The organism is Cytobacillus sp. Bva_UNVM-123, from assembly GCF_046351715.2.
In the GTDB taxonomy this organism is placed as follows: Bacteria; Bacillota; Bacilli; order Bacillales; family Cytobacillaceae; genus Cytobacillus.
On record NZ_CM177772.1, the window covers coordinates 185086 to 198678 of the forward strand.

Consider the following 13593-nt stretch of genomic DNA (forward strand, 5'->3'; position numbering starts at 1 on the left):
TTATCAATAAATACAGGTCAAGTTTTGATAAGGAACGTATTTATGAGTCGATATGGGCCTTCGATAGTGATGCACGAAATAGTAGATGAATGGCCGACTTGGGGACAGGTTCTTGTCCAACGCTTTGTGATGATAATTCGAATATTGGATGATCATGCAGAATCCATCATTTTCGATAAAAATTGGCAGCCGAAAGCAACACCGTTTTTTGTATTTCTCTCTTACTGTCGATATAGACTATCTTACAAGAGGTGAAATGCAATGAATGTAATAACAACCTTTACAGAAAAGAGAAGAGAAAAGCAAATTAATTATGAGCGATCCGTTTTAAGAGACATTTCGATAAAAGGTTTAAAAGAGAAAGTGCAGCACTATTTTGGCTCATCGCGTTTAGTACATGGGTTGTTGATGAATGCAGGAGTTGAGGAAGCTTGTTATGATGTTGCGATTGAAGCGTATTTATTAGGGGCGCATTTTAGTCGTTTTGGTCGTTATGGAGAGTCAATCGATGATGTTCGATATCGCTGTAGAAATGAGGAACGACATCTCATCGATACTCTATATCATTTTTTCTTGTACTGGTGTAATGGTGAAGAAGGTGTTATGAGTGAATCGCTTTATTACGCATGTGAGGAATTTGTTTTGAGCTTATTTATGGAAGGGTACCAAAATGGGCAGCGAAGGCATAGATTAAAGCTGCACTAAGAGGGTACATTTCTAAACGTATTCTATCCACATAAGAAACTTGCGCATTCACCAAAGGAATTTGGCGAACGCCAAGTTCTTTTTAAAGAAGGGTATTATTTTTTGAAGTAAGAGAACAGCCACGCTCGTACATGTTGCAGATAACAAGAGGAAACAAATGAGCTCTTTGAAACTTTTTCATTGTAGTAAACGTTATTAAAAGTTGATGACTATGATTAAAGGGGCTTATGTATGAAAAAGAAAATATGGTGGCTATTAAATGTTGTGTGGCTTGTCATTTTTGCAGGGGGCGCACTTTTTATTACTATGCGCGGAGTTGACGCAGCTGGCATCACGCAAACGCCTGAATTAAAAATGATATCATCTATCATTTGGGGCATTTTATTTATATTTATCGTTCTTGTCCAACTTATTTTATTTTTTGCCGTAGTACGTAAAAATACAAACAGAAGCGAAAGACTTTAAAATGCAAATGTGAAAGAAGTGAAGCACCTAATTTTAATCAAGGTTCTTCACTTCTTTTTTTGTTCTACAACGCCAACTTGTCCCATATATTAAAGTGAGACGAGCGGGAGGAATGAAGAGCAGTATGAAAAAGAAACTTAAAACTTGGGGATTTGCTATTGGACTAATCGTTTTATTTTTCATTTTACAATACGACTTTACTGATAATGATTCATGGGAGTCATGGAACTTGCCATTAACAGGAAAGATCATTTTGCTTGACCCAGGTCATGGTGGACCTGATGGCGGAGCCGGTGATAAGAATGCTCTTGAGAAAGAAATTGCTCTGGAAGTTTCATTGAAAGTGCGTGATTATCTACAACAGCAGGGTGCGCTTGTCCTTATGACGAGGGAAGATGATCGAGATTTAGCTCCAGATGGTACGCGGGGCTATAGCCGCAGAAAAGTGGAGGATTTGAAAAAAAGGCTAGAAATGATTAACACTTCAGGGGCTGAGTTTTTTATTAGTATTCATTTAAATGCCATACCGTCTCCAAGATGGAGCGGGGCGCAAACCTTTTATACAACTCGTCTCGATGAAAATGGAAGAGCGGCGAAATTTATTCAAGATGAGCTGAGACGAAATTTAGAAAATACGACTCGCAAGGCAAAGATCTTAAATGAAGTTTATATATTGAAAAATGCAGATATTCCCGGCTCATTAGTTGAGATAGGCTTTTTATCAAATCCAGCCGAACGTGCAAACTTGAAGAAGGAAGACTATCAGGATAAAGTTGCTGCTTCAATTTATACAGGGATATTACGTTATTTTTCAAGTGAAAAAGATTTAGTTGAAGAGGAATGAAAGATGCTAGATAGGCATCTTTTTTTGTAGGAAGATTTTAATGCTTTGAAGTTAGAGAAATGTCTAGCTCCAGCCTCCAGCGCCTAGTGAACTTCCTCCCCTCGTCGTGTTTCCTTTATCTCAGTTGAGGTCAGTCCGGTCCATACGTCGCTAAGCGGAGCGCTTCCGCTTTTCTAATAAGGTGTGATAGAATTAACAGTAGCGTACAAACATTGTGCTATACTTAATTTTGAAAACGAATTCATTCAAAAGGGCAGGTGGTTATTTATGTTAAATGAACAAAATATTAGAGACATTTTAAATGGAATCGAAGAACCATTTATACATAAAACGTTAGGTGAGCTTAATGCAGTTGAAGAAGTAAAGGTTAAAGCGGAAAAAGATCATGTTAGTGTAAAAATATTAGTGGCAAAAACAGGGACAGCTGAACAACTTCAGCTTCAAACAAAGATCGTCACTCTCTTAAAAGAAGCGGGAGCAGCAACTGTTGGCATTCGTTTTGCTGAACTACCTGAATCTGTATTAGAGGAGCATCGTCCTGCTGCTCAAGAAGATAATGGTTTGCTTTCTCCTAACAGCAAAACTTCCTTTATTGCGATTGCGAGCGGTAAAGGGGGAGTTGGAAAATCAACGGTTTCTGTTAACTTAGCTGTATCTTTAGCAAGACTAGGTAAAAAAGTCGGCTTGATCGATGCGGATATTTATGGATTTAGTGTGCCTGATATGATGGGAATTACAACTCGTCCAGTTGTAAGAGGTGAAAGGATTATTCCGGTTGAGCGTTTTGGGGTGAAGGTTATTTCAATGGGCTTTTTCGTTGAAGATAATGCTCCAATTATTTGGAGAGGCCCAATGCTTGGAAAAATGCTGAATAGCTTCTTTAGTGAAGTCGAGTGGGGCGAATTAGATTATTTATTACTAGATTTGCCTCCAGGAACTGGGGATGTTGCGTTAGATGTTCATACAATGCTTCCTGCTTGTAAGGAAATTATCGTGACAACCCCACATCCTACAGCGGCATTCGTTGCTGCACGTGCAGGGGCAATGGCTTTAAAAACTGATCATGAAATTCTCGGCGTAATCGAAAATATGGCCTATTTTGAAAGCAAATTAACTGGCGAGAAAGAGTATGTATTCGGTCAAGGCGGAGGAGATAAATTGGCTGATGAGCTGCGGACAAACGTCTTAGGCCAATTACCGCTTGGACAACCAGATTGGGATGAAGATGATTTTGCTCCATCTGTATACCAAGATGATCATAAGCTCGGAAAAATCTATGGCGAAATTGCTGAAAAAGTTGTTCGTGCATTAGAAGGATAAATAAAAGGAAAACCTCTTCTTAAAAATGAGAAGAGGTTTTCCTTTTTTAGGAGGTACCAGCCTGTTGCTCGCCGCCTTTTCCACCGCCTGACTCCCCTTCACCACCTTCTTTTCCACCGCCACCCTTTTCTCCCGACTTCACTTCTTCTGCAGCTTTAAGAAGAATATCTTGAATCTTCGCTTTGTAGAGAGGACTTTCGAATGTGTCGGTAATCGCTTTCTGCAAATGTTCTTTATACTTTTTGCCTTTTAATATTTTTATTACTTCTTTTTCTAGCTCAGGATCTTGTAATACATCGACCATCATACCTTGATATTCAGGATCCTTCATTAATTCTTTAAGTAGCTGTTTATTTTCCTTTTGCATGCTTTTGGCAACACTTTTGGCAAACTTCGGATCCTCAAATGATTTTTTCCAAAAATCCGTACCTTTTTCTGATGTTAATGTTTTTTCAATTGTGTCAGCAACAATCGCGTGGTCCATGACAAGATGTTCTTTTATTTTGTCATCAGCCATTAGTTCCTTTATCGCTTTTTTTCCATCATCTGTTTTGAGAATATCGACAACCATTTTCTTTGTTTGCTCGTAATCCATTTGGTTGCTTGATTCACTTCGACCAGCACAGCCAGTAACAAGAAATATTAGCAATAATGGCAGGAGCAAAAAGGGCTTTTTAAGCATATTGAAGCTCCTTTCAGAGATCCTTAGGAATAAGAATATTAGTTCTTAAAGTTTGAGAACTGTCTAGCTACAGTGCCTAGCGACTAGTGAACTTCCCTCCCTCTCCCTACGATAAGTCAACATCGCGACGCACAGGATGTGCTAGCGCAGGCGTTGCCACAGGACGTGGCGTTATTAGCCTGTGAATCCTATCACTCGTCGTGTTTCCTTTATCTCAGTCGAGGTCAGTCCAGTCCATACGTCGCTTAACAAGGCACTTCCGCTTTTCTTATTAGAATGAAGAAAACAAGCAAATATTATGCACTTGAAATACAATACCTAGATTTTTCAAACTTAGGTTGGTACAATCATAAAGGAATGATTGTTAATCTTTATTCAAGCCTCCGGCGAAGGAACCAGATTTTATTCGGATATGATTAAGGAAGTTAAGTAAAATCTGGGTGTAAATACGTCAAGGCGAATTTGAACACTATGGAGGAAAAGTAAATTGACTAGCCGTAATTGGGTAAAGTTATTTTTTTCTACTTTGTTAGTTGGCGGTATTACTACTGGAATTGTTGGATTTTTAGTTCGCTGGAAAGAGTACCAGTCATTATTTGCAAATGTTGAATTGCTGCAAATTTTATCGGTTTTATTTTGGTTGTTTGGTGTTGGTTTAATCTTTAGTGTCATTAGCCAAATGGGCTTTTTTGCATACTTAACGATTCATCGTTTCGGGCTTGGGATTTTTAAATCATTATGGAATTCTGTGCAAGTGATTTTAATTTTATTTGTATTATTTGACTTAGTTTATTTTCGTTACAAAGTATTTGCCGAAAAAGGAGACAGTCTTCTGTCCTATATTTTAATTGCTAGTTTTATTTTAGTAGTGGGAATTGTTAGTGCGGCAATGAAGGCAAAGCTTACGAACAAGCAGGCATTTATACCAGCTATCTTTTTTATGGTTGTTGTTACGACGATAGAGTGGATGCCAGCATTAAGAGTGAATGAGGAAAGTTGGCTTTATTTAATGATTTATCCATTAGTAATATGTAACGCATATCAACTACTTATTCTTCAAAAACTGAATGTAAGCTCACAAAAACAACGAGAATTAAGACTACAAAGAGTTGAAAACAAGCCGGCCAAATAATTGGTCGGCTTGTTTTTTTAGAACAAAGCTTACAATAAAGATCACTTAATTTCAGTCGTTTTTGCTTCCGCATTTGCAATCATTTCTGAAACGGTAACGAGCTTTAATCCACTCTTCCTTATGTCCTGAACAATTTCAGGTAAGGCTTTTGCTGTTTGCTTTGCAGAGTCAGAAGCATGGAGCAGAACAATATCCCCTTTCTTCGCTTTGGCAATATTACGTGTAATCACTTCAACCCCAGGATTGGTCCAGTCTTTAGAATCAATACTCCAATGGACGACGGTTAGCCCTAATCTTTCCGCAATTTTTAATGTTTTTTGGTCAAAGTGTCCTGTAGGTGCACGAACGAGCTTAATCTCTTTTACATTTAACTTATGAAAGACTACTTGTGCTTTTGCTAAATCTTGTCTAATTTTTGCCTCTTCCAGCTCTGAATAATCAACATAATTGTAGCCGAGCATTCCGATTTCATAGCCATCTTTTACGATTCGTGCAACAAGATCAGGGTGACGCTCCGCCCATGATCCAGCAAGGAAGAAGGTAGCTGTTTTAATCTTTTCCTTTTTTAAAATATCAAGAATGGGTTCTGCTTTTTCATCTCCCCAACCGATATTAAAGGTAAGCGCTAAGTCTTTCTCCCCTTTATAGATCGCTTTAGGTTTGTCCTTTGCAGAAAAAACAGGTATATAACTGAAATTTCCAATGTACAAAACCCACGCTGCGAAAAAAGCAGCTGTGACAATTAATGCAAACTGTTTGATTGACTTGCCATTTAAAATTAAAAAGAAATTCATCTTTATTTCACCTCGTCCAAATCACTCCTTGTCTTAATCTTATGCTGAATTTTTCTATTCATGATTTAAATAACACATTCATAAAACATTTTCAAATGGAAAATACTACAAAAATGATAAAAAAATAAAGGAGTTATCTCATGTTAGGACTATTGATTAATCAAAAAGAAACGAAGGAAATGCAATATTTAATAAAGAGAGAAATGGATGAAATCTTATTTGACTTAAAAGACGGTCGTATTGATCATATTGTCAAAAGAGCGATGGAAGAGAGATATAAAATCTTATTTTCCTTGTTTAAACGTGTAGCTCCACCTCGAGAATGTCATCATTACATCCTTAATAGTCGGTCGGGGAAGGAGAAGAATTGATTTATTCGGGGAAAAATAATATATTTTTGCATATAGTCTATTGTAAATTCGCAATTTTCTTTATAATTAAATGAAAATAGAAGGCTTTGTCTACGTCAAAAAGTTAAGGTTCAAATGATGAAGTTAAAGGATAGATGAGAATGTTACACTTGCTTCCGATGATGTTGGAAAAGGTCGGTATTATCGTAATTGTCGCCTATTTACTTTCGCATATGAAATCATTTCGCCAAATTGTACAAAATGAGCATACGATGAGTGAGAAAATTAAGCTCATTCTACTGTTTGGGACCTTTGGTATTATTAGTAATTATACAGGTGTAGAAATTAGTCAAACAAACATTCACCAAGTTGGCTGGGTTTCCGAAATAGGTGCTGATAGTGCATTAGCCAATACAAGAGTAATGGGCATTATTATTGGCGGATTATTAGGTGGCCCCGTAGTCGGCATCGGTGCTGGGCTTCTTGCGAGTGTGCACCGTTTTCTACTCGGTGGTTTTACAGCCTTTTCTTGTTCCATTTCTACTATTCTAGCTGGTATTGTTGCTGGATATTTAGGGAGAAAGCGCAAACAGGTTGGCAAAAAGATTACAGTTTCTTTTGCTGTTGTCATTGGGATGACGCTAGAAGCGATTCAGATGCTCATTATTCTTGTGGCCGCAAAACCGTTTGAACAAGCATGGGCGCTTGTTCAAGTTATTGGTCTCCCGATGATTTTTCTCAATGGTTTTGGAACACTACTTTTTATGTTTATGATTCAATCTATTAAACTCGATGAGGAACGCACACGCGCAAATCAGACGAACCAAGCTTTCTATATTGCCGACCAAACATTGCCTTTCTTCCGACAAGGTTTAAACAGTCATTCATGTAAAGAAATATCAGAGATTATGTTGAAGCTGTCGAATGCTGATGCAGTTGCCATTACAAATGATCATCAAATTCTTGCTCATATAGGGGCTGCTTCAGAGCACCATCTTCCTTCAACAAAGCCTGTGACTGGTTTAACAATGAAGGTACTTGAACGAGGTGAGATTGTCGTTGCAAAGACAAAGAAGGAAATTTCTTGCTATCATCGCAATTGCCCTTTAGAAGCGGCAATCGTTCTCCCTTTAAGGGTGAAAAGTGAAATAGTAGGAACATTAAAAATGTACTATACCGATGCTGAAAAGTTAGATCAAGTACAGCAGCAATTGGCAGAAGGCCTTGCTAATTTATTTTCTACCCAGCTTGAACTTGCAGAGGCGGAACGGCAAGCGAAGCTATTAAAGGATGCAGAAATTAAAGCCTTACAAGTGCAAATTCATCCACATTTTTTATTTAACAGTCTTAATACCATTTTAGCCTTATGCCGCACAGATGCCGAAAAAGCCCGCACTTTATTGCTAGAGCTAAGTTCCTTTTTCCGGAGCAACCTGCAGGGAGCGAGACAAATGCTCATCCCTTTGGAGAAGGAATTAGAAAATGTTAAGGCATATCTCTCTTTAGAGCAAACACGGTTTCCAAATAAATTCTTCATTGTTTTCCAAATTGAACCAATTGGCGATAAAGTACTCATCCCTCCATTTACATTGCAGCCATTAGTCGAAAATGCGGTTAATTATGGTTTACCGAGAAGAGGTGTCAAAGGGAAAATTCTTATTCGAATTTATAGTGAGAACAATAAGCTGCACATCATTGTTGCAGATAATGGCAAAGGCATTTCGAAGGATAAGATTGAGCAACTTGGTAAGCAAGTCGTGAATTCTGCAAAGGGAAACGGTACGGCAATTTATAATATTAGCGAGCGTTTAAAAGGAATATATAGTGGTCAAGCAAGCTTTACAATAAAAAGTCAAATGGACAATGGGACAACTGTAACAATTTCCATCCCGCTCGACAATAAAGGAGTTTATGAACGAGATGTTGAAAGCGTATATAGTCGATGATGAACCTTTAGCAAGAGATGAGCTGAAATATTTACTAAATCGAAATAAACAAGTAGACATAATCGGCGAGAGTGATAATGTCGAGGATGCATTTGCCAATATTCCTCTACTTAAACCTGACCTTGTTTTCCTTGATATTGAACTTGCTGAAGATAACGGATTAAGTCTAGCTAACCAATTACAAACGCTTGATCCTGCACCAGCCATTATTTTTGCCACTGCTTATGATGAGTACGCTCTGCAAGCATTTGAATCAAACGCATTAGATTATTTATTGAAGCCGATTGATGAAGATCGAATTGAAAAATTGCTCAATAAAATAAATACGATAAAGAAAATTGGCACTGAGAATGAGCGAACTTATCCTACTTTTTATAAATATGAAAGAAATGGAAAAATTGCGGTCCATGTAGAGGAAAGAATTATCCTATTAACATATGATGACATTCTGTATTTGGAGTATGTGAATGGAAAATGCATGATAAAAACGATGGAGCACGAATATAAAGTGAGCGAGGCTCTTGTTGTTATGGAAAAAAAGTTGAATGCACTACAATTTTTACGCATTCACCGCAGTTTTATTGTCAATTTAGACCATGTCATCGAAATTGAACCGTGGTTTAATGCTACACATAATTTAACGATGAAGGATGGTTCAAAAGTTCCAGTCAGTCGTACTTATGTAAAGCAGTTAAAACAAGTTTTAAATTTCTGAATTATCCGATTAGTTTATCATTTTTGCATTTCATGATTCGTTTTTTGTAATTCACCCCCAATTTAGTGTGCTTTATCCTAGAAATGGGATGTATACCCTTTCATTTTTGTATGATAGTAAAGTAATCATTAAATACAGGGGGAAGGAAAATGAATGCAATTACAATTGTTGTTGGCTCTATTTGTATTCTATTAATTGCTTATCGTTTGTACGGAACATTTATAGCAGCGAAGGTTTTGAAACTAGATGACTCAAAACCGACTCCGGCTCATAAATTGGGGGACGGTAAAGATTATGTGCCCACGAATAAATGGGTTGCATTTGGTCACCATTTTGCGGCAATTGCTGCGGCGGGGCCGTTAGTTGGACCAATTTTAGCAGCACAATTCGGGTATTTACCTGGTTTGCTTTGGCTTTTAATTGGTGCTGTTATCGGAGGAGCCGTCCACGATTTGGTCGTTCTCTTTGCCTCTATGCGTAGAGATGGGAAATCATTATCAGAAGTTGCGAAAGAAGAGCTTGGTCCTGTTGCAGGGTTTTGTGCAGGCTTAGCAATGCTGTTCATTATTACGATAACAATGGCAGGATTGTCGCTCGTTGTATTAAGTGCACTAGAAAGAAATCCATGGGGCACCTTTGCAGTAGGTATTACCATTCCGATCGCAATGGGTGTTGGGTTGTATCATAAAAAGACCGGAAACTTAAAGATTGCGACAATTGTTGGCTTTTCTTTAATTATGCTCGCGATTTTATTAGGGCCAAATATTCAAGGTACAGCATTTGGCGACTTTTTAACTTTAGAAAAAAGCACTCTTGCACTTTTATTACCAATTTACGCTTTTTTTGCAGCAGCACTGCCAGTGTGGCTATTGCTAGCTCCTCGTGATTATTTAAGTACATTTATGAAGATCGGTGTATTCGTAGCGTTAATTATAGGGGTATTTATTGTAAATCCTTCTGTTCAGTTTCCAGCGTTTACAGAGTTCATTAATGGCGGTGGCCCAATTATTGCTGGCCCAGTCTGGCCATTCGTTTCCATTACAATCGCGTGTGGTGCCATTTCTGGTTTCCATGCATTTGTTGGATCAGGTACAACTCCGAAGCTAATTAATCGTTGGAGCGATGCAAAAGGGGTAGCTTTCGGAGCTATGCTTGTAGAGTGCTTAGTTGCAGTAATGGCATTAATTGCAGCGGTATCTCTTCAGCCAGGAGATTATTTTGCTATTAATTCAACGCCTGAGAAATTTGAAGCTTTAGGTATGGAAACCGTCAATTTAGCAAAGCTTAGCGAAGAAATTGGCATGGACCTTGAAGGAAGAACTGGTGGGGCAGTTACACTTGCAGTAGGAATGACATACATTTTTACCGAGATTCCAATTTTCGAAAAAATGGCATCGTATTTCTATCAATTTGTCATCCTCTTTGAGGCAGTCTTTATATTGACTGCGATAGATTCTGGAACAAGGGTTTCCCGTTATCTCATCCAGGATTTCTTGGGAGATTTTATAAAACCATTAAAACGAACAGATTCGATGGGTGCGAATATTGTTGCCAGTGCTTTAGCCTGCTTTGTTTGGGGATACCTTCTCTATTCGGGGGACATAAGCTCCGTCTGGGCATTATTTGGCGTATCCAATCAATTAATGGCTTCAATTGGACTCATCATCGGAGCGACGGTAGTACTAAAAATTGCGGATAAACGCTGGTACATGCTGACATGTCTAATCCCACTTGCTTATCTTTATGTGACTGTAAATGTAGCAGGTATTTGGATGGTTAGAAATGTTTACTTAAATGCAGACAGCGCTGGTTTCAACGTATTAAATGGAATTCTTTCAATTATCATGCTTGCACTTGGTGTAGTCATTATTGTAACGGCTATCATTAAATGGACGAATTTATGGAAGATTCCACAAGCAGAATTAGTGGAACGTTCAAAAGCTGAGGTAGCTTAAAAGATAAATATATATCTAAAAGAGAGTGAATATTTGGGTTCAATAAAAATGGGCATCTTGCATCGGGAAATCGACCGATAAGATGCCCATTTTTCTTATCAATTAGGAATGTTTAAGTTTGTTCATGTAAACCTTGAGTATCAGAGTACGAATTACTGAAGCTTTGCTGAAATCGATTTTAGAAAACTAAAGCCAGATAACGTAAGAGAAAGTTTTTTATGTTCGTAAAGAGTTTTCTGTATATAGATGGATAAATTGTCGATCATTAGCTCGTTAAATTGATGTAAGGTTTTTGGTCTGCCTGGTACAGCAACCACCTCTTGAACACTAGGAGCACAGCAAGAGCTTACCTCTAATATTTTTACGGTTAGTTGCCGGCCTTTTGATTCAATCCACATTTTTGATGCGGAATCCATTTCAACTTGCAATTTTCAGCACTCCTATCATCAATAGATTAATTACCACTATAGTATGTATATTCTAAAAATTCAATTGCCATCAATAAAAATAAGAGGGCAGTAAATAATAGAACAAACAGGTGATTTTTTATAAGAAGAAAAATAAACTTAAAAACATATTGACTAGAAATTAATAAGTTGGTATATTGTTAAAAGTCGCTGCTGACACGTTAAATATTTTTTAAAAAAGTGTTGACGTCAAATGCGAAAGATGATATATTAAGAAAGTCGCTTCTGGGCGATAGAGTAAACACAACTTACTAAAATTGATTGCAGATTGAATAGTTTCATTGCTCCTGCGCCGTAGATTACTCGAGGGTGTAACTCCTTAGCTCGTCGCAAGGCTGCACGAAGTAGATTCGAAGAAGGTTATTCATGATGTGATTGAAGTTAGTTGCCTTGTTCTTTGAAAACTGAACGAACAAAAACGTCAACGTTATTCTTTAGTCTTTTTTGAAAAGACAATTTATGAGCTAATCAACTCACTCTTTATCGCGTATTAACGCGCAGTAATATCCTTGCGGATAACTGCCCGTAAATACCCGATTGATTCGACTAACCATCTCGGGGAAAAACATCCCGCGAAGGAAGTCTCATCTTATTGGAGAGTTTGATCCTGGCTCAGGACGAACGCTGGCGGCGTGCCTAATACATGCAAGTCGAGCGAACTTTTGGGAGCTTGCTCCCAAAAGTTAGCGGCGGACGGGTGAGTAACACGTGGGCAACCTGCCTGTAAGACGGGGATAACTTCGGGAAACCGGAGCTAATACCGGATAACTCTTTTCCTCCCATGAGGAAAAGCTGAAAGATGGCTTTAGCTATCACTTACAGATGGGCCCGCGGCGCATTAGCTAGTTGGTGAGGTAACGGCTCACCAAGGCCACGATGCGTAGCCGACCTGAGAGGGTGATCGGCCACACTGGGACTGAGACACGGCCCAGACTCCTACGGGAGGCAGCAGTAGGGAATCTTCCGCAATGGACGAAAGTCTGACGGAGCAACGCCGCGTGAGTGATGAAGGTTTTCGGATCGTAAAACTCTGTTGTTAGGGAAGAACAAGTATCGGAGTAACTGCCGGTACCTTGACGGTACCTAACCAGAAAGCCACGGCTAACTACGTGCCAGCAGCCGCGGTAATACGTAGGTGGCAAGCGTTGTCCGGAATTATTGGGCGTAAAGCGCGCGCAGGTGGTTCCTTAAGTCTGATGTGAAAGCCCCCGGCTCAACCGGGGAGGGTCATTGGAAACTGGGGAACTTGAGTGCAGAAGAGGAAAGTGGAATTCCACGTGTAGCGGTGAAATGCGTAGAGATGTGGAGGAACACCAGTGGCGAAGGCGACTTTCTGGTCTGTAACTGACACTGAGGCGCGAAAGCGTGGGGAGCGAACAGGATTAGATACCCTGGTAGTCCACGCCGTAAACGATGAGTGCTAAGTGTTAGGGGGTTTCCGCCCCTTAGTGCTGCAGCAAACGCATTAAGCACTCCGCCTGGGGAGTACGGCCGCAAGGCTGAAACTCAAAGGAATTGACGGGGGCCCGCACAAGCGGTGGAGCATGTGGTTTAATTCGAAGCAACGCGAAGAACCTTACCAGGTCTTGACATCCTCTGTCAACCCTAGAGATAGGGCTTTCCCCTTCGGGGGACAGAGTGACAGGTGGTGCATGGTTGTCGTCAGCTCGTGTCGTGAGATGTTGGGTTAAGTCCCGCAACGAGCGCAACCCTTGATCTTAGTTGCCAGCATTCAGTTGGGCACTCTAAGGTGACTGCCGGTGACAAACCGGAGGAAGGTGGGGATGACGTCAAATCATCATGCCCCTTATGACCTGGGCTACACACGTGCTACAATGGATGGAACAAAGGGCTGCGAGACCGCGAGGTTAAGCCAATCCCATAAAACCATTCTCAGTTCGGATTGCAGGCTGCAACTCGCCTGCATGAAGCCGGAATCGCTAGTAATCGCGGATCAGCATGCCGCGGTGAATACGTTCCCGGGCCTTGTACACACCGCCCGTCACACCACGAGAGTTTGTAACACCCGAAGTCGGTGGGGTAACCTTTTGGAGCCAGCCGCCTAAGGTGGGACAGATGATTGGGGTGAAGTCGTAACAAGGTAGCCGTATCGGAAGGTGCGGCTGGATCACCTCCTTTCTAAGGAAAATGAAGTAGAAACTTCATAAAAAGACGTCATTTGTTCGTTCAGTTTTGAGAGAACAATCTCTCTTAATTA

The 13593-nt window shown here is 39.7% G+C and carries 13 protein-coding genes and 1 rRNA gene; 11 read left to right on the forward strand and 3 right to left on the reverse strand.

The window, feature by feature from the left end; genetic code table 11:
• The first annotated feature begins 42 nt into the window (after positions 1 to 42).
• From KDN24_RS01010 to salA, 5 genes are all read left to right on the forward strand, one after another.
• A complete protein-coding gene (locus KDN24_RS01010; RefSeq protein WP_409970796.1) occupies positions 43 to 255 on the forward strand; it encodes a hypothetical protein in 213 nt (70 codons plus the stop codon).
• A gap of 6 nt (positions 256 to 261) precedes the next feature.
• Entirely contained in the window at positions 262 to 705 is a 444-nt protein-coding gene (locus KDN24_RS01015; RefSeq protein WP_409970795.1) for a YbaK family protein, read from the forward strand.
• A 231-nt stretch (positions 706 to 936) separates the two neighbouring features.
• A complete protein-coding gene (locus KDN24_RS01020) occupies positions 937 to 1170 on the forward strand; it encodes a DUF3923 family protein (protein WP_409970794.1) in 234 nt (77 codons plus the stop codon).
• A gap of 124 nt (positions 1171 to 1294) precedes the next feature.
• The gene (gene cwlD, locus KDN24_RS01025; RefSeq protein ID WP_491348255.1) at positions 1295 to 2014 is read left to right on the forward strand and encodes an N-acetylmuramoyl-L-alanine amidase CwlD; all 720 of its coding nucleotides are present in this window, start codon (positions 1295 to 1297) and stop codon (positions 2012 to 2014) included.
• 267 nt (positions 2015 to 2281) lie between these two features.
• Complete coding sequence (salA, locus tag KDN24_RS01030) at positions 2282 to 3334, forward strand: iron-sulfur carrier protein/transcriptional regulator SalA (RefSeq protein ID WP_409970793.1); 1053 nt, start codon at positions 2282 to 2284, stop codon at positions 3332 to 3334.
• Positions 3335 to 3380: 46 nt separating this feature from the next.
• On the opposite strand, the gene gerD is transcribed toward salA, so the two are convergent.
• Positions 3381 to 4016 carry a spore germination lipoprotein GerD gene (gene gerD, locus KDN24_RS01035; protein WP_409970792.1) on the reverse strand — a complete coding sequence of 212 codons (636 nt, stop codon included), beginning with the start codon at positions 4014 to 4016 and terminating at the stop codon, positions 3381 to 3383.
• Between the two features lie 487 nt (positions 4017 to 4503).
• Between gerD and KDN24_RS01040 the strand changes: the two genes are divergently transcribed.
• The gene (locus KDN24_RS01040; protein WP_409970791.1) at positions 4504 to 5148 is read left to right on the forward strand and encodes a KinB-signaling pathway activation protein; all 645 of its coding nucleotides are present in this window, start codon (positions 4504 to 4506) and stop codon (positions 5146 to 5148) included.
• Positions 5149 to 5189: 41 nt separating this feature from the next.
• Here KDN24_RS01040 and pdaB read toward each other — a convergent pair whose 3' ends face one another.
• A complete protein-coding gene (gene pdaB, locus KDN24_RS01045; protein WP_409970790.1) occupies positions 5190 to 5942 on the reverse strand; it encodes a polysaccharide deacetylase family sporulation protein PdaB in 753 nt (250 codons plus the stop codon).
• A 140-nt stretch (positions 5943 to 6082) separates the two neighbouring features.
• Between pdaB and KDN24_RS01050 the strand changes: the two genes are divergently transcribed.
• From KDN24_RS01050 to KDN24_RS01065, 4 genes are all read left to right on the forward strand, one after another.
• Positions 6083 to 6313, forward strand: coding sequence for a hypothetical protein (locus tag KDN24_RS01050; protein WP_409970789.1), 231 nt, complete (start codon positions 6083 to 6085; stop codon positions 6311 to 6313).
• A 140-nt stretch (positions 6314 to 6453) separates the two neighbouring features.
• Positions 6454 to 8238, forward strand: coding sequence for a LytS/YhcK type 5TM receptor domain-containing protein (locus tag KDN24_RS01055; protein ID WP_409970788.1), 1785 nt, complete (start codon positions 6454 to 6456; stop codon positions 8236 to 8238).
• The gene (locus KDN24_RS01060) at positions 8213 to 8953 is read left to right on the forward strand and encodes a LytR/AlgR family response regulator transcription factor (protein ID WP_409970787.1); all 741 of its coding nucleotides are present in this window, start codon (positions 8213 to 8215) and stop codon (positions 8951 to 8953) included. The genes KDN24_RS01055 and KDN24_RS01060 overlap by 26 nt, the downstream gene beginning before the upstream one ends.
• 149 nt (positions 8954 to 9102) lie before the next feature.
• Positions 9103 to 10908, forward strand: coding sequence for a carbon starvation CstA family protein (locus KDN24_RS01065; protein WP_409970786.1), 1806 nt, complete (start codon positions 9103 to 9105; stop codon positions 10906 to 10908).
• Positions 10909 to 11060: 152 nt separating this feature from the next.
• Here KDN24_RS01065 and KDN24_RS01070 read toward each other — a convergent pair whose 3' ends face one another.
• Positions 11061 to 11336 carry a CC/Se motif family (seleno)protein gene (locus tag KDN24_RS01070; RefSeq protein WP_409970785.1) on the reverse strand — a complete coding sequence of 92 codons (276 nt, stop codon included), beginning with the start codon at positions 11334 to 11336 and terminating at the stop codon, positions 11061 to 11063.
• A 628-nt stretch (positions 11337 to 11964) separates the two neighbouring features.
• On the opposite strand from KDN24_RS01070, the gene KDN24_RS01075 reads away from it, so the two are divergent.
• Positions 11965 to 13514 (forward strand): 16S ribosomal RNA (locus KDN24_RS01075).
• Positions 13515 to 13593: the final 79 nt, after the last annotated feature.